At 35.3% G+C, this 18,038-nt stretch carries 12 protein-coding genes; 3 read left to right on the forward strand and 9 right to left on the reverse strand.

The genetic code is table 11. From position 1 onward, the window contains the following. Positions 1-76 precede the first annotated feature (76 nt). The 9 genes from ACSVH9_RS09965 to uvrC all read right to left on the reverse strand — a co-directional run bounded on the left by ACSVH9_RS09965 (position 77) and on the right by uvrC (position 14,931). A complete protein-coding gene (locus ACSVH9_RS09965) occupies positions 77-2,872 on the reverse strand; it encodes a TonB-dependent receptor (RefSeq protein WP_438063587.1) in 2,796 nt (931 codons plus the stop codon). Positions 2,873-3,178: 306 nt separating this feature from the next. Next, positions 3,179-4,831: a glucose-6-phosphate isomerase gene (gene pgi / locus ACSVH9_RS09970; RefSeq protein ID WP_438063588.1), complete on the reverse strand. Its 1,653-nt coding sequence runs from the start codon at positions 4,829-4,831 to the stop codon at positions 3,179-3,181. Positions 4,832-4,954: 123 nt separating this feature from the next. Continuing rightward, entirely contained in the window at positions 4,955-6,175 is a 1,221-nt protein-coding gene (locus ACSVH9_RS09975) for a peptidoglycan DD-metalloendopeptidase family protein (protein WP_438063589.1), read from the reverse strand. 108 nt (positions 6,176-6,283) lie between these two features. Then, complete coding sequence (locus ACSVH9_RS09980) at positions 6,284-7,219, reverse strand: tryptophan 2,3-dioxygenase family protein (protein WP_438063590.1); 936 nt, start codon at positions 7,217-7,219, stop codon at positions 6,284-6,286. Between the two features lies 1 nt (position 7,220). Then, positions 7,221-7,994, reverse strand: a complete 774-nt coding sequence (locus ACSVH9_RS09985; RefSeq protein WP_438063591.1) for a DUF3108 domain-containing protein — start codon at positions 7,992-7,994, stop codon at positions 7,221-7,223. A 295-nt stretch (positions 7,995-8,289) separates the two neighbouring features. Next, complete coding sequence (gene hppD, locus ACSVH9_RS09990) at positions 8,290-9,450, reverse strand: 4-hydroxyphenylpyruvate dioxygenase (protein ID WP_064715790.1); 1,161 nt, start codon at positions 9,448-9,450, stop codon at positions 8,290-8,292. Positions 9,451-9,600: 150 nt separating this feature from the next. Further along, entirely contained in the window at positions 9,601-10,758 is a 1,158-nt protein-coding gene (locus tag ACSVH9_RS09995) for a homogentisate 1,2-dioxygenase (RefSeq protein ID WP_438063592.1), read from the reverse strand. A 157-nt stretch (positions 10,759-10,915) separates the two neighbouring features. Further along, positions 10,916-13,117 (reverse strand): patatin-like phospholipase family protein, encoded by a 2,202-nt coding sequence (locus ACSVH9_RS10000; RefSeq protein WP_438063593.1) that lies wholly within the window; start codon positions 13,115-13,117, stop codon positions 10,916-10,918. Between the two features lie 20 nt (positions 13,118-13,137). Then, positions 13,138-14,931: an excinuclease ABC subunit UvrC gene (gene uvrC, locus ACSVH9_RS10005; RefSeq protein WP_438063666.1), complete on the reverse strand. Its 1,794-nt coding sequence runs from the start codon at positions 14,929-14,931 to the stop codon at positions 13,138-13,140. A gap of 176 nt (positions 14,932-15,107) precedes the next feature. Between uvrC and ACSVH9_RS10010 the strand changes: the two genes are divergently transcribed. The 3 genes from ACSVH9_RS10010 to ACSVH9_RS10020 all read left to right on the forward strand — a co-directional run bounded on the left by ACSVH9_RS10010 (position 15,108) and on the right by ACSVH9_RS10020 (position 18,012). Continuing rightward, positions 15,108-16,133 carry a succinylglutamate desuccinylase/aspartoacylase family protein gene (locus ACSVH9_RS10010; RefSeq protein ID WP_438063594.1) on the forward strand — a complete coding sequence of 342 codons (1,026 nt, stop codon included), beginning with the start codon at positions 15,108-15,110 and terminating at the stop codon, positions 16,131-16,133. 75 nt (positions 16,134-16,208) lie between these two features. Next, on the forward strand, positions 16,209-17,465 hold the full coding sequence (locus tag ACSVH9_RS10015) for a pyridoxal phosphate-dependent decarboxylase family protein (protein WP_438063595.1): 1,257 nt from the start codon (positions 16,209-16,211) through the stop codon (positions 17,463-17,465). Further along, the gene (locus ACSVH9_RS10020; protein ID WP_438063596.1) at positions 17,440-18,012 is read left to right on the forward strand and encodes a 5-formyltetrahydrofolate cyclo-ligase; all 573 of its coding nucleotides are present in this window, start codon (positions 17,440-17,442) and stop codon (positions 18,010-18,012) included. Before ACSVH9_RS10015 ends, ACSVH9_RS10020 begins: the two co-directional genes overlap by 26 nt. Positions 18,013-18,038: the final 26 nt, after the last annotated feature.

The following is an 18,038-nucleotide window of genomic DNA, read 5'->3' on the forward strand; positions in this document are numbered from 1 at the left end:
TATAGGAAAAAATGGGGTAAAAAAAAACGGCATTACACCAAAAGTGAATGCCGCTTTATAAAATTAAAACTAATTATTAGAAGTTATAACGCAAGGTAAAGTTCCATGTTCTTCCGAAACCAAAGAATACTTGGTTAGCATCCGCTACTCCATTGTATGTTCTTCCTGGAGTAGAAGCATAAGTAGGACCAGATGTTCCAGAAATAAAATCGTCTGCAAAAATATTTGTTCTTGACTCCGCAATGTAGATTTTATCTAAAACATTATTAACGTTTAATCTGAAGTTTAAAGATTTGTCTTTATTTTTACCAACTAACATTTTGTAAGAAAAACCAGCATCCATTAGTCCATAAGAAGGCAATTCTAAAGTACCCTTATTAGTTGCAGATGTGAATCTTCCTGGATCAATAGAAGCAAACAAATGATCAGAATATCTGTAATTAGCATCCAAAATAACTCTTTCAAACACTTCATACGAAGCACCAATAGAAGCAGTTAATTGAGCAGCATCACCAACTTTTACTTTATCCAAATATAATGTAGTTGCAGTACCACCACTTATAGGATTGTTTTCAAAGTCATATCTATTACTTTTACTATTACCATCATAAACCCAATTACCAACAGAAACCATTCCATTAACTTTAAATTTATTGGTAACCCTAGCATTAGCTTCAAGCTCAACACCTGAGTGTACCTCTGTAATACCAGAAAAGTCATAGTATCCACCTGGATTATCGGTAGCATTATCAGTTGTTCTTTGGTATCTATCTTTCCATGTTGTATAATACAAATTCAATGTGGCATTAAAAATTGCTGACCTAAAACCATAACCAGCTTCTAAACCAGTAATTTTTTCATTTGTAAGGTTCTCACCAACCAATGATGCATTATTAGGATAAACTGCATTAAAAAATGGTTGTTTAGAATAATAACCAGCATTTACAAACACATTATGATTATCATTAATATTGTAGTTTACTCCACCTTTTACGTTTCCACCAAGAATATTTTCATAATCAGTTGAACTTAAAGCATCACTTGTAAGATATTTAAAATAGTCTTCTCTTTTAAAACCTTGCTGAGAAATTGCTCCTTGAAAAAAAGCAGTTAAGTTATCCTTACTATATTCTAATTGAGTAAAGGCTCCATACCATCTTACTAAACCATCATTATTGTAATTGATTTTATTTTGATGATCTGAATTAAAAAACGGATTACCATGTGGTCTTGCATTTGAAGTCTGAGTAATAGAACGAATCTTATTATTTATATCATTATTTGTAGCTCCAGTTGCTGAATAATTTGCATTATAAATATCTGAACCAAGTAAGTCAATTAAAGTTTGATAATGAATACCTCTATAAGTTCTAGCATCAACACCAAAATCCAAAACTAAGTTGTCAGTTAATTTTGTGTTTAAATTAACAACAGCACCATACCAGTTGTGAGAATTTACTGACGCAATTTGTGAGATACCATTTGTTGAATTATTTGAAGTAGAATTACTACTCTCATAAAGTCCATTGATTTTTGCTCTGGTATAAGAAACATTATTAATAACAACAGGCATACCTGAGTTATAATTACGAATTAAATCAACATTAATTAAACCATTAGCAGTTTTCAAAGGATCAGCAAAAAAACGATTTCCTCTAATAGCTCCAGCTCCATTTGTTCCACCACCACGACCCCAAGAGCCATAAACAACGCTAGACAATTTCATTTTATCATTAATATTGTAATCCCAATTTAATGACATAACTGGCTTGTGGTAATAATTAGTTCTAAAACTATACTCTTCACCATTTAAATATCCCCAATCTGAATTGTATCTAATGTCTGGTTCATTATTAGTACCATACTTTCTGTAAGTTGCAATTGTTGGAGCATTAGATCTTTGATTATGCCACTGAGGAGCACCAGTAAATGTAAATTGAAAACTATGCTTATCATCAGATGTATTATAACCAAGTCCTACAAAATAATTGTACCCTTGAAATTTAGTTCCATCAACATAACCATCACCTAAAGTTTGGCCCAACAAAACAGAAGCTGATAAACCATTTTCCATCTTACCTGTTGAATAAGATGCATTTGTTTTAATATAATTTGCATTACCAAAACCTGTCAAAATAGTACCACCTTCTTTCATATCTGCAGTTCTAGTCAAAACATTTATAGTACCTCCAACAGAAGAAATCGCTAATTTAGAAGACCCTAAACCTCTTTGCACTTGCATTGCAGAAGTTACATCAGACAAACCTGCCCAGTTACTCCAAAACACACGGCTATTTTCCATATCGTTAACTGGCATACCATTAACCATTACTGCAATATTCTCTTGAGAGAACCCACGAATGTTAATTCTAGCATCACCAAAACCTCCCCCTGCTTTTGTTGCATATACTGATGGAGTGTTTGCTAAGATTTCAGGAAATTCTTGAGTACCCAATTTTTCTTGAATCTCTGCAGCTTTGATTGTAGAAACAGCTACAGGTGTTTTTCTGTCTTTAGCTACGTCAATAACTGTTGACTTTACTACAATTTCTTTTAATTCATTAGAATTTGACACCAAAACTATGTCTCCTAAATCTTGAGTTTCACCTTTAGAAATCGAAAATTTTACAGTTTTTGTATCAAAACCTAGAAAAGATATTACTATTTCTCCGGTATTTGTTGTTGTAGAAAGTGTGAACTTTCCATCAAAATCAACAGCTGTCCCTTTAGAAGTACCTTTGATAATAACGTTTGCACCAGGTAATGAACTTTGTCCATCAGTAATAGTACCCGTAATTTTTCCTTGTGAAAAAGCCATTGATACCATAAAAAACACCATTCCAGTGAGTAACCAATTTTTAATTATCTTCATTGTTGTTTAGTTTATTAATTCTTGGCAAAATTCCAACTTTTAAGACAATATTATGTTAATTTAATGTTAATAAGAATCGATTATGCCTTCACATATAAACAATTAACACATTAAGCGATTTTATGTTAAAAAAATGAAAAAATGTTATGAATGCATAGTATTTTTAAAATTATGTGCTTTTTGAAACATTTTTCTTTGATTAGACACTTGAAAAATGGTCCTTTTTTCTGTTCAATAACAATCTATATCTAAAAAAAAACCTCGAATAGGTTATTATTCGAGGTTTCTTCTTAACATACTTTTTTACTATTGTTTTTTCTTATTTTTAAGGAAATGATTCAATAAAAATGCTGTAGAGCTATCATGACTTTTAACAGATTCTGTTTCAATTTCTTCTAAAATAGAATTTGCTAATTGCTTCCCTAATTCAACACCCCATTGGTCAAAACTAAAAATATTCCAAATCACTCCTTGAACAAAAATCTTATGCTCATACATAGCAATCAAAGATCCAAGAGATTTAGGGGTAAGTTTTTGAATCAAAATGGTATTAGTAGGTTTGTTTCCAGTGAACACTTTAAAAGGCAAAAGATATGCAGCTTTTTCTGGAGCAAGTCCTTGCTTATCGAATTCGGCTTGTACCTGAGCTGCAGTTTTACCATGCAACAAGGCCTCAGTTTGAGCAAAGAAATTTGACATCAATTTATCATGATGATTCCAATCACCGTATAACGGCTCAACATAACCAATAAAGTCTGTAGGAATCAATTTTGTACCTTGGTGAATTAATTGAAAAAAAGCATGTTGTGCGTTGGTACCAGGTTCTCCCCAAATTATTGTTCCCGTTTGGTAATCAACTGGCTTTCCGTCACGACCTATACTTTTACCATTACTTTCCATCGTTCCTTGTTGCAAGTAAGGCGCTAATTTTTGTAAATATTGAGTATATGGAATCAATGCTTCACTTTCTGCACCAAAGAAGTTATTGTACCAAACACTCAACAAACCTAAAATAACAGGAATATTATTTTCGAAAGTAGTGGTTTTAAAATGTTCGTCCATTTCATTGGCTCCACTTAATAAAGCTTCATAATTGTCATAACCAACTGCCAAGCTAATAGACAATCCTACAGCACTCCATAACGAAAATCTTCCTCCAACCCAATCCCACATTGGGAATACATTATCAGGATTGATTCCAAATTCGGTAACTTTTTGCATATTGGTAGAAACCGCCACAAAATGTTTCGCAACATCTTCTTGTGTAGCCGATTGTAAAAACCACTTTCTAATGGTTTCAGAATTCGTCAAAGTTTCTTGTGTGGTAAATGTTTTAGAAACGATCACAAATAGTGTTGTCTCTGGATTTAATTTTTTGATAATCTCATTAGCGTGATCCCCATCAACATTGGACACGAAATGAACGTTCAAATGATTTTTATAAAATTGCAAGGCTTCAACTGCCATTACTGGTCCTAAATCTGAACCTCCAATTCCAATATTTACAACATCGGTAAAAGCTTTACCAGTGTATCCTTTACGGATTCCTGAAACCACCTCGTTCGTAAACGTTTTTATTTTGGCTTTTACCTCAAAGACTTCGGGGATAACATTTACTCCTTCTACATTTATAACTGCATCTGCTTTGGCTCTCAGTGCCGTGTGCAAAACCGCACGATTTTCTGTTTGATTGATTAAAGCTCCTTCAAAATAATCCGAAATAGCCGATTGTAAACCACATTCATTAGCCAATTCTACTAATAACTGAATAGTGTCTTTATCTATATTATTTTTGGAATAATCCAATAAAAAGTCGTTCCAAATAATATTGAATTGCTCTGCTCTATTGGCGTCTTTTAGAAACAACTCTTGCATCGTAACTGATTGCAAAGCTGCAAAATGATTTTGTAATTTTTCCCAAGCTTTAGTCTGCGTTGGATTGATTGTATGTAAGGCCATGTGCTTAAATTTAATGCATTTTTAATAGATGCAAAATTAAGCAATTAACTTTAAATTGATAGTTATCCTTAGTTTAAACAAACAACAATCTACGAAAACGTTATAATAAAAAATGAAGGTCTTTTATAAATTGGCAATACTATCCAATTCAAATTTTAAAGGCGTTATTTGTTTGAAAAAACGGTCTTTGGTCACTCCTGTCAAAGGCTCACCATTAGGCAACTTCAAACGCAGGGGGTCTACTTGCACTCCGTTTTTCCAAAAGCGGTAACACACGTGTGGACCCGTCGCTAATCCTGTACTTCCCACAAGACCAATAGGCTGTCCTTGAGTTACGCGTTGTCCTCTTCGTACTAAGATTCGTGACATGTGCAAATATTGTGTGGAGTAGGTTCCGTTATGTTTCACTTTTACAAAATTACCATTACCAGCAGTATACCCAGTTTGCTCAACCACACCTGAGGCAGTCGTTGTAATTGGCGTACCATGTGGTGCTGCGTAATCCGTACCTTTGTGCGCTTTCCAAGTAAGTTGAACAGGATGAAAACGACTAGCTGAAAAACGCGAAGACAGTCGGCTGAATTTAATAGGTGTTTTCAAAAAGAAATTTTTCAAGCCTTTTCCTTCTTCATCATAATATTCAATTCTATTAGACGAAGGATTGGCCACAAACGGAAAAGCATAAATAATTTTGCCCTTATATTCAAAAAAAGAAGCTTCTAAACTATCTACGCCATCATAAATAGAGTCGTTGATATACCGTTCGGTAAAGGTAATTGCAAAACGATCTCCTCTTTTTAACTTGAAAAAGTCAATAGACCAAGCATAAATTTTTGCAATTCTGCTAGCCAAGCCACCTTCAACGTTGGCACTCTCAAGGGTTTCAGAAAGAGAACTTTTCAGCACACCACCAATGGTTCTTCTTTTGATTGTAATTGGTTTTGTTTTTTTGTAGGCTTTTGCTATTGAATCCCTTAAATCTACTACATAATAATGAAGAGCATCGGGTTGGTAGACGAAAACAAGCAATTCTTTCGTCTTGTTTTTTGAACGTAAAAGTGTGTAAGGCTTATTGTTTCGAATGGATCTTACATCAAATGAATCTTTGATTTGTTCTACCAATTCAAATACTTTTTTGTCACCGATATTTTGTTTCTGAATAATGCTACCAAAAGTATCTCCACTCTTTAAAGTATCATGCACAACATTAAAATCAGAATAAGTAAAGCCAAACTCTTTCTTTTTAGAAATAGGTTTTGTTTTGACTTCACTCCAAACCTCATCTTTTTTCGTACATGAGAAAAAAACTAGAGCACATAATAAAAAGATTGCGAAACGTTTCAATATACTACTTTTTTATTCTATTATTTTAATTCATTAATTCGTAGTGACTTTACAAAATCAGATTCAATTTTTGTCAAATCAAAAAACTAATACGTTCTAAATATACAATTATTGTTCAACTCCCCAATTGGCTAATTCCTCTGTACTCCATAATTCAGGAAAAAAGATACGTCTTTGATACTTTGGATGCATGTATTTTTTCCAATCACTTCCACCTGTAGCTTCTCCATCTCCCAATCCACTGGACTCAATATACTTTTTGGCTGTATTTAAATGTTGCATTACCCAAGTAACATTTACCGTATAATCATACTCTCTCATAGCCTTGATTAAAGCAGGATCTTGCTGAGCTTCATCTGGCAATTGTTTGAATTTCTGCCAAAGATTGATAGTATTGTACTCCTTCATTTGAGTAATAAAAGAAGACTTATATTTACGCTCAAACTCTTGCAATAGATAAGATTTCTCGCCTGTTTTATGATCTTTTCCAGCCGCTTGCCAATATAAATGTTCGAAAGCATGTTCATAAGGAGTATTGCGATCAATAGTAGCACGAAATCTCGCGTCTATTAAATTAATTAAATCCGTTGATGCAAACTCTATCATTCGGTATTGTGCACTTTGAAAACCACTAGCTGGTGTCAACGTATTTCTAAATTTCATGTACTGCTCTACTTCCATTCCGTCACCCATAATATCGAATGAAGTTGTCAGCATAGTGAAATAACGACTAATTCTCATTAATCTTTCTGTAAAAAAAGAGGTTTCTATCTGTTCACAATAAGAGATTTGTTGCATTTCCCAAAGAATCATTTTGAACAACAATTCATTGACCTGATGGTACATAATAAAAACCATTTCGTCAGGTAAAGTCGTGCGTTGGGTTTGCAGATTCAACAATGCATCCGTTTGAATATAATCCCAATAGGTAATGGGTTTAGACCACAAAAGACCTTCCAGATGAGTGGTTGTTTTTTGATCTATTGCTTTAAATTTTTGATCGAGTTGTTCTAATATTGAAGAGGTGGTATCTGTAAGATTCATTCTATTTTGCTTTTACTTTAAAGGGATGCTTTAATCCTTTGTAGGCATCCAAATCAGCTTTGATAGACCCAACAGCTAGTTCTGCTTTGATTCGTAAAGGAATTTTGTTTTGGTCATTTGAAATCCAGACCGTTAAACTCTCTTTCTCTTTGAAAACACGGCCAGACTGCACTAAGGGACGAAAAATCATTGCTGAAATCACGCCAAATTTAGTTGTAATATCTTCACGACCTAAGAATTTTAACTTAAACTTTGTAGTTTCATTGTCAAAAAACATATCAATCGCAACAGATTCCCCCACTTTTAATTTGTCGATTGTGGGGTAATTTCTAAGGTAATAAAAAGTAGAAACAATGTCTTGTGTGCCCTTGGGAAATGAAAATGTTTTTTCGTTTTTGTGTTTATAATCTTTGACCAACACTTTATTGGTAGCTTGATTAAAAAAACCTTCTTGATTTTTGGTATAACCGCCTTCGTCTATTTTTCGAACAAATTGATAAGGATAACCGGTTTCTTTATCGAAATAACTTTCGTATAAATCATCCACTTTGAAAAAGAAACGAGACATTCCGGTAGTGTATCCTTTACCTATAACATGGTAAACCGACTTTTGATTCATCACGGCATCTTTGACTTCTAAAGTTGCGTAACCCGCATTTACAAAACCATAATGTATTCGGAATTTAAACCATTCACCAGCATCGAATGCTGAAGTGTCCTGAGAATCAAAGCTAACTGTTAAGGCCAACAAAAAGAGGAGTATTAATTTTCTCATTATGTAAAATTTGAGCTTTTTAGAGATTCTTTTGGCAAAAATGATTCCAAATGTATTAAAACAAAAAAACCCAGTCAAATTAATGACTGAGTTTTTATGCTATTAACTAACCAAAAAACTATAAATTATGAAATTTATAATACCCATGAAAGGAAACCACCCCTTTCATTTGTGAGTACAAAGGTAAAACACAAATCCATATTTTTTTGCGTAAAAATTGAGTTTAACACAACATTTGCAAAAAATTAGCTTTTGGTTTGGTTATTTTTTTTGATAATGCAAAAAAAACTTAATTTTACAACGTTCCTCGCAATTGTTGCTCTCTTTCAATCGATTCGAATAAAGCTTTGAAATTACCTGCTCCAAATCCTTTGGCACCCATTCGTTGAATAATTTCAAAAAACAAAGTAGGACGGTCTTCAACAGGTTTGGTAAAGATTTGCAATAAATACCCATCTTCATCAGCATCCACCATAATGGCTAGCTTTTCGATAACGGCTAAATCTTCTTTCATCATGCTCATGTGTTCGCCCAAACGTTCTGGAATGGCTTGGTAATATGCATGAGGTGGCGCTGATAAAAATTCTACACCACGAGCCCTAAGCTCAGTTACTGTAGTAATAATATCATCAGTAGCAATGGCAATGTGCTGCACACCTGCTCCTTCATAAAAATCTAAATACTCTTCTATTTGAGAACGTTTGTTTCCTTTGGCAGGTTCGTTGATTGGGAATTTAATTCTTCCGTTGCCGTTACTCATTACTTTACTCATCAAAGCAGAATACTCGGTGTGGATTTGTTTGTCATCAAAAGAAAGGAAGTTTACAAATCCCATCACGTCTTCGTACCATTTTACCCAAACATTCATTTGGTTCCAACCCACATTTCCTACCATATGGTCGATGTATTTTAAACCAACAGAAGTTGGGTTATAATCCGATTTCCATTCTACAAAACCTGGAAGAAAGGCACCAGTGTAGTTTTTACGCTCTACAAACATATGAACGGTCTCGCCATAAGTATAGATTCCAGCGCGAACTACTTCTCCGAATTCGTCTTTCTCAACCGTAGGTTCCATATAGACTTTTGCGCCACGTTTAGTGGTTTCTTCAAAAGATTTACGAGCATCTTCTACCCAAAGCGCCACAATTTTAACTCCGTCACCGTGTTTTTTTACGTGTTCTCCAATTGGAGATTCGCTAGTTAAAGCAGTGGTCAAGACCAAACGGATTTTGTCTTGTTTTAACACATAAGAAACTTTGTCTCTTGAACCTGTTTCTAACCCGCAATACGCGTGCGATTGAAATCCGAAAGCCGTTTTATAAAAATGAGCGGCTTGTTTGGCGTTACCCACATAAAATTCTACGTAGTCGGTTCCCATTAATGGAAGGAAATCTTGTGCTCCTTCAAATATTTTTTCTAGTCCGTATTCTACTGATTGTACTTCTTTTGCCATTGTATATATTGTTTGTTTCGGTGTTTCCGAAAATGTTGTTGATTAGTTCAAAGCCTAGCCCTGATGGAAGCGGCATCCTGTGGCTCCGGGGTTCGGAGCCACAGATATAGCGTACAGCAGGAAATAGCTCCTTATTATTTTAATTATTTTTTACTCTACCCAAGATTTGTAGTACTGTCCGTCATCTAGACCCATCGCTTCTTCGGTAACCATTAAAGGGCGAAACGTATCGACCATAACGGCTAGTTCTTGTGTAATGGTTTGACCAATGCTTCGCTCCATTGCTCCTGGTGCTGGTCCGTGAGGAATGCCTTTTGGATGCAAAGTGATATGTCCTTGTTCGATATTATTACGGCTCATAAAATCGCCATCTACATAATACAGTACCTCATCACTATCGATGTTGCTGTGATTGTAAGGCGCAGGAATGGCTTTTGGGTGGTAATCGTACAAACGAGGCACGAAAGAACACACTACAAAAGTAGCCGTCTCGAAAGTTTGGTGTACTGGTGGCGGTTGGTGTACACGACCAGTTATAGGCTCGAAGTTGTGAATGCTAAAGCCATAAGGAAAATTATAGCCATCCCAACCAATAACATCGAAAGGATGCGTGGCATAGACCACCTCGTGCATCATACCTTCTTTTTTGATTTTGATTAAGAAATCGCCTTTTTCGTCGTGCGTTTCTAATTCGGTTGGCAATTTGAAATCGCGTTCACAAAAAGGAGCGTGTTCTAAATGCTGACCTGATTCGTTTTTGTATCGTTTTGGGGTGTAAAAAGGCGCAAAAGATTCTACATAAAACAAACGATTCTCAGTAGTATCAAAATCGATTTGATAAATCATGCCGCGAGGGATGATAAGATAATCGCCATATTCAAAAGGAATGTTACCCATCATCGTTCTTAGCGTTCCGCTTCCTTTGTGGATGAAAATCATTTCATCGGCATCGGCATTTTTATAAAAATAAGAGCGCAAAGATTCTTTTGGAGCTGCTAAACCAATGGTGCAATCTTTATTGACCAACATGGGTTTGCGACTTTCCAAGAAATCATTTTCGGGTAACAATTCAAACCCTTTTAGCAATAATGATTTGATGTTTTTACCGATAGCAATTTTGGGTTCTACCGAATAAGAATTTAGTATTTCTTTGACCTGAGTAGGTCTGTGTACATGATATAATAATGACGAATGGCCGTGAAAACCTTCGGTACCGAATAATTGCTCATAATACAATCCTCCATCAGGTTTCTCGAATTGTACGTGGCGTTTTTGAGGAAAATCTCCTAGTTTATGATATATTGGCATTTTTTAAAAAATTTAGATTCAACCTAATTGTATTCCTTAAAAAATAGTGCAATCATTCTGGATTTCTCTTAATAAGAAATTGCAGATAATCTAATAAACCTTGCCATTTTGTTTTCATGAAAGCAAATGTCGTAATTTTTTTTGATATAATTTACGATTAAAATACATATCCTATACTAAACCAAGTATAACCACTCGGGGTCTCTGGAGACCACGAATACTTCACCTCAACTGGGCCTATAATCGTATCTAAACCATAACCTACAGCATATCCTGATAATTCTGGTATAGAAAACCAGTCTAAGCCACTAAAAATATCATTCCCTAAATTGGCAAAGTTTGCCGAAAAATTAAAATGATTTTTTTTGTAAAACTCATAATCTAAAGCTCCCGACGTCTTTATATAGCTATTGCCTCCAATACTCAAAAAATCATATCCATAGAAGGGTTTAAAATTGTTTATTGCATTAAAACCATATCCTCCCAGAACAAAATTAAAGAAAGGCACACTGTCTTCTCCTACACTAAACCCTGCATCTGTTTGAAACTTGAAAACGAGTTTTGGTAAAACTTTAAAAGCTAAAGAAAAATCGGCTTTGAGGATTGTAAATGGATTAAATCCAGTATTGTTAGAGGACATCAAATAAGTGTGAATATCACTAGAAAAAGACCATCCTTTTGTTGGGAAATATTTATTATCAAATGCATCATACTTTAAATAACCAAAAGCACTCACATAATTATTATTGTCAATATTAGGAGAATTTTTTGCAATTGTAATGGGAACAATTTGCAAATGTTTGTATTCCAATCCCGCCCCAATCAAGAATTTTTGAACAAAAACGGACTGAAAATACGCTTGATTTGTCCAATCTTTAAAATCAATATTAATTAGTGAAATATCCCCTCCGACAATTCCGCCTGGCTGAATAGAATTAGCCACATTCCGATTGAACTGAGCAAAAGTAGATTTAAATCCAAAACTTATATTAAAACCATTATCAACATAATAATCTAAATTATAGCGTAAGTTGTCGCCAATAATCAAATCCAAAGAGGCATTATCATTTTTGAAAAAAAGATTTTTCTGGCTGATATTGGCCAAAACGGCACTTTTGTACAAACCGTCGTAGTGTAACCCAAACTTTAAGAACGTTTTCAATGGGTCTTCTTTGAGACTTAACTCCAAAGTTTCTCCATATCCGTTTGGCTCTAGTGAATAATTAATAGCACTAAAGTTTTGTGTTGCTTTGATGTTATTGATTCCGCTTTGCAGCTTTTCGTAGGTAATTGTGGTTCCTTCCTTAAAACGTAATTTTCCTTTTACATATGCTTTGGTGAAGTTTTTCAATTCGTTTACCTTTACTTCGGAAACAAAAATACTATCAAAAACAATTTGTAATTTGGGCTTATGATAAGCGTTGTCTTCTGGAACTAATTTTTTTAATTTTTCATAAATAGCAAACGTAGCCTCTTCTCCTTTGGTGATAATCTCCCTGCCTTTATCAAAAGAAATCACACCGTACTCTTTGATATCTGGTTTTATGTAAAAAGTTGTTTTTTTGACGTTTTCTCTCATTCTATCAATCATGTTGAGATTGCTAATCTGTACCAATATTTTGGTAGCATCTCTCAAGAGTGTTCGGTCTTTTAAACCATCTTGTACATCAACACCAATGATAATATCTGCGCCTAATTTAAGTACCTCATCAACTGGATAATTATTTACAACACCGCCATCGATAAGCAATTTTCCATCAATCTCAACAGGCGAAAACAACGAAGGAAAAGCGGAACTGGCCAACATTGCCTGAGCCAAATTACCTTTATTGAGCAACACTTGTTCACCGCTCTCAATATCGGTAGCTATACATAAAAAAGGAATAGGAAGTTGATTGAAGTCTTTTACATCTTTTACATTCCTAGTTAATCTTGTTAGTAAATTGAAATTATACATTCCTTTAGAAAGCGCCTCAGGAATTCCAACTTTAAATTTATTGAAAGGCAATACAAAAGCATAGAGCTCGTCATTTCGTTTCTCATAAAAATTCTTTGAAGCACGAGGGATATAATCATTGATTAATTCGTCAAAATTTGTTTTTTGAAAAATAGAATCAATTTGTGTGGCGGTATAACCCGAGGCATAAAGTCCACCAATGACTGCGCCCATACTAGTTCCACCAATATAATCAATCTTGATTCCTGCTTCTTCAATAACTTTTAAAACACCAATATGCGCAAACCCTTTCGCGCCACCACCACTTAATACTAAACCTATTTTTGGTCTTTTGTCTTGGCTTTGCGCGAATAATGAGAAACTACTAAGTAATAGGATAAGGATAATCGAGAGTTTCTTCATAAATCGGAAATGTTATACCGTTATTTTGTCTTGTAAAAGTCGGAAATTTTTTTGGCTTTCGACACTCCAATAACGTCAGAAATTTCTTTTTCTGTTGCCAATTGCAATCTTTTAACACTTTTAAAATGTTGAATTAAGGTAGTCATTGTTTTTTCGCCTATTCCTGGAATGCTTTCAATCGATGAATTCAAGGCGGCTTTGCTTCGTTTGTCACGATGATGCGTGATTCCGAATCGGTGTGCTTCATTTCGCAATTGCTGAATGACCTTTAGTGTTTCGGATTTTTTATCCAAATACAACGGGATGGAATCTCCAGGAAAAAAGAGTTCTTCCAATCGTTTGGCGATGCCAATAATGGTGATTTTTCCTCTCAATCCAAGTTCATCAATACTTTTTAAGGCCGCAGATAATTGTCCTTTTCCTCCATCAATAATAATCAATTGTGGTAAAGGTTCGTTTTCGTCCAATAATCGTTTGTATCGGCGGTACACTACCTCTGTCATCGAAGCAAAATCATCGGGCCCTTCGACGGTTTTGATATTAAAATGACGATAATCTTTCTTGCTAGGTTTCCCATCTTTAAAAACCACACAAGCCGAGACAGGATTCGTTCCTTGAATATTTGAATTATCAAAACACTCAATATGTCTTGGCTCAACAGGTAATCGCAAGTCTTTTTGCATTTGCGCCATAATCCGATTGGTGTGACGGTCTGGGTCTACAATCTGCAATTGTTTGAGTTGTTCGATGCGGTAAAACTTGGCATTACGAATAGACAAATCCAATATTTGTTTTTTGTCGCCCAATTGAGGCACTGTAATTTTAATATTTTCCCCCAAATCTATAGCGAAAGGAACAATCACTTCTCTGGACAATAAATGAAAGCGCTCTCTAAGTTCAACAATGGCTAATTCTAACAACTCTTCATCGGTTTCAGCTAACTTCTTCTTGATTTCCATCGTGTGTGAACGAATAATCGAACCGTGGGAAATTTGCAAGAAATTGACAAAAGCGGCACTTTCATCCGAAACAATCGAAAACACATCGATATTCGTGATTTTCGGATTGACAATGGTTGAACGGGATTGATAGTTCTCTAAAACCTCTATTTTTTCCTTTATTTTCTGAGCTTCTTCAAACTTCATTTCGCTGGCCAAATCGACCATCATTCGTTTAAAGTCTTTTAAACTTTCTTTGAAATTCCCTTTAAGGATTTCGCGTATGGCGTCTACCTGTTTTTGGTAATGTTCCAAGCTTTCGTGACCTTCGCACGGGCCTTTGCAATTGCCGATATGGTATTCTAAACACACTTTAAATTTCCCACTATTGATGTTGTTTTGGCTCAAATCAAAATTACAAGTGCGGAGTGGATACAACTCTTTGATTAATTCCAAAATCGTATTAACGGTTTTGAAACTCGTGTAAGGACCAAAATATTCGGAACCGTCTTTAATCATTCTACGAGTAGAAAAAATACGTGAAAAAGGTTCTTTTTTGATGCACAACCAAGGGTAACTTTTGTCATCGCGAAGCAAGACATTATAACGAGGCTGAAGCGTTTTGATTAAATTATTTTCTAACAACAACGCATCTGATTCTGTTGGAACTACAATGTGCTTTATAGTCACAATTTTTTTGACCAACACATTGGTTTTGGCCGTATCGTGAATTTTATTAAAATAAGAGGATACCCTTTTTTTTAGGTTTTTGGCTTTGCCTACATATAAAATTTTACCTTCCTTATCATAATATTGATACACTCCTGGATTATCAGGAAGGGTTTGTATTTGAAGGGCTATCGAGGGTTGCGTCATTGTAGTTTTAGAAAATTCGCTATCGCTTTTTATTCTGAACAAATTTAGTAATTCTATTTTTCTAAAACTTCTGCGCTTGCTTTTTCTTTCCTAAGACAAAAATGATGCAAAGCGATTCGTAAAATAAAACCTTTTAATGCTTAATAATTTTTATATTTAGCCCATTAAAGTTGGCTATGAGAAGTTTAAAACCAATAACGATTTTTGGAGAAAGCATTTTACCAGGAGAAAACAAAACCATCAACGTAGAGATGGCGAGACTTCACACGACTACAAAACTCAATATCCCCATTATTGTTCGTCGGTCTAAATTAGAAGGCCCTGTGGTGCTCTTTTCAGCGGGTATTCACGGAGATGAAATCAACGGCATCGAAATTGTGCGACAACTCATTAGCAAAAAAATAAACAAACCCAAACGCGGCACCATTATTTGCATTCCTATCATTAATATGTATGGGTTTGTGAATCGCTCCCGAGAATTTCCTGATGGTCGTGATTTGAATCGCTCTTTTCCCGGAAGCAAAAAAGGGTCTTTGGCGAGTAGATTTGCCTTTCATATCCTAAACGAAGTCATGCCCGAAGTGCATTATGCCATTGATTTTCACGCAGGAGGTGCGAGTAGATTCAATGCTCCACAAATTCGCTTAGCCGAAAACGACCCCGAATTAAAACTATTGGCCGATACCTTCAATGCGCCTTTTACTTTGTATTCTAAAAATATTGGAGGCTCATTCCGGAACTCGAGTTCCAAAATGAATATAAAAATGCTCCTTTTCGAGGGTGGAAAATCATTAGACATTAATAAGGAAGTGGCCAATGAAGGGATTAATGGCGTAAAACGAGTACTAGCCTACCTAGATATGTTAGACCCCAAACACACTATCGAGATTCCAGAAAACAAAACCATTTACATCGAAAAATCGAATTGGGTTAGAGCCAAATGCTCTGGAATGCTTCACGACTATAATACTATAGGTACGTTTGTAAAAAAAGGAACCGTTCTCGCAACCATAACCGACCCCTTTGGGAAATTTGAACGCAAAATAAAGGCGCCCAATGATGGTTACGTAATCAACAGCAATCAATCGCCTATAGTTTACGAAGGCGATGCCATTTTTCATTTGTCTACTTCGTTGGTTCCTGAAAAAAACAAAGCAACAAGCAAACCCGAAGCACAAATTGCCTCGTTTATGGAGCTATAGTAAATCGTCCAAAACCTAACAAAAATCATATTCTAATTCTAAAACGCCCTTTACCTTTGTAGAAAAAATAGAGGTATGTTGCACTGGAAAAAATTAGACCAAAAAGAACGCAAAGAACGCATTCAAAAAGCATTAGACGAAAATGTAAATTTTTCGAAAGACATTTCTTTGGGCTATCCAGCTTCGAAATTGGACGGAAAAGTTTTTTATGACGATGCGCCTTTTTTGAAAGAAGCGCCTACTTTGCAAACCTATGTTGCCAATCCTAATCATATTGGTTGCCATACCTTGGGCACCTCAGAAAAAGCATTCAAAGGCACCCAACAAATAGAACGTGAAGTTCTAGATGTAATTGCGGTTGATATTTTCAAAGCCATTCCCAATTCCTACGATGGCTATATTTCTCCCGGTGGAACTGAGGCAAATATTCAGGCCATTTGGATGTATCGCAATTATTTTATGAACCAAAAAGGAGCACAACTGCACGAAATTGTCATCGTTGCTTCTGAAGATACACACTACTCCATTGCCAAAGGCTCAAATGTTTTAATGCTCGATTGGATTAAAGTTCCCGTTTCTTTTCATCAAAGAGAAATCGATGCAAATGCTTTGGAACAATTGCTAATCGATGCCAAAAATAAAGGCAAAAAATACTTTATCACCGTTTCGAATATGGGAACCACTATGTTTGGTTCTGTAGATAATCCAGAAGTGTATTGTGCGCTTTACGAAAAACACCGTTTAGAATACAAACTTCATATTGATGGGGCTTACGGTGGGTTTGTGTATCCATTCAGCAATCCTCAATCAACCCTTAATTTTAGTAATCCAAAAATTAGTTCCATCACCATCGATGCGCACAAAATGCTACAATCACCTTATGGTACAGGGATTTTTATTTGCCGAAAAGGGTTAATAGAAAATGTCTTGACTAAAGAAGCCGAGTATGTAGAAGGTATGGATTTAACCCTTTGCGGAAGTCGCTCAGGTTCTAATGCCGTTGCAGTTTGGATGATTCTATTTGCTTATGGTCCGCACGGCTGGTTCGAAAAAGTAAGCGTGCTGCAAATGCGTACCCAATTTTTATGCAATGAATTGGACCAACTCAACATTCCATATTTCCGTGAACCTTTTATGAACATTGTAACCATTGACGCAAAAAACATTAATCATGCTTTAGCTGAAAGATTTGATTTGGTACCCCAACAACACAACGCTGAAAACAAATGGTACAAAATAGTGCTTATGGACCATGTAGAAGTCGAACATTTGACTACTTTTATAGCCCAATTAAAAGCAACTATGCATGTTGAAAAAGGAATTACGGCTTAAATACAAAGCACTCAGAAAAGCACTTACTGAAAATGACATAGAATCGATGAGCTTGGAAATCGCCAATCAAGCTTTATCACTTCCAATTTGGGACAAAACCTATTTTCATATCTTTTTACCTATTGAGCCGCAAAAGGAAATCAATACCGAATATCTTTTACACATTTTAGCTGGAAAAGACAAAGAAATCATCCTGTCAAAAAGCGATTTCGAGACCCGAAAAATGACGCATTTTTTATTGACAGAAAACACCAAAATCGTTAAAAACGACTATCAAATTCCAGAACCCGTTTCAGGCATTGAAGTCCCATCAAAACAAATAGAAGTGGTATTTGTACCTTTATTGGCCTATGACAAATTGGGCAACCGAGTAGGCTATGGCAAAGGGTTTTATGACCAATTTCTCTCCGAATGTTCTCCCGAAACTTTAAAAATTGGACTATCCTTCTTTGAACCCGAAGAACAAATAAACGATGTTTTTGAGAATGATATACAATTGGATTATTGTGTAAGTCCGCACGCCATTTTTAAATTTATCTTAACATAAAATAAGATACTTTTGCACCCGAAGTG

Source organism: Flavobacterium sp. RSSB_23 (assembly GCF_051547145.1).
Lineage (GTDB): Bacteria > Bacteroidota > Bacteroidia > Flavobacteriales > Flavobacteriaceae > Flavobacterium.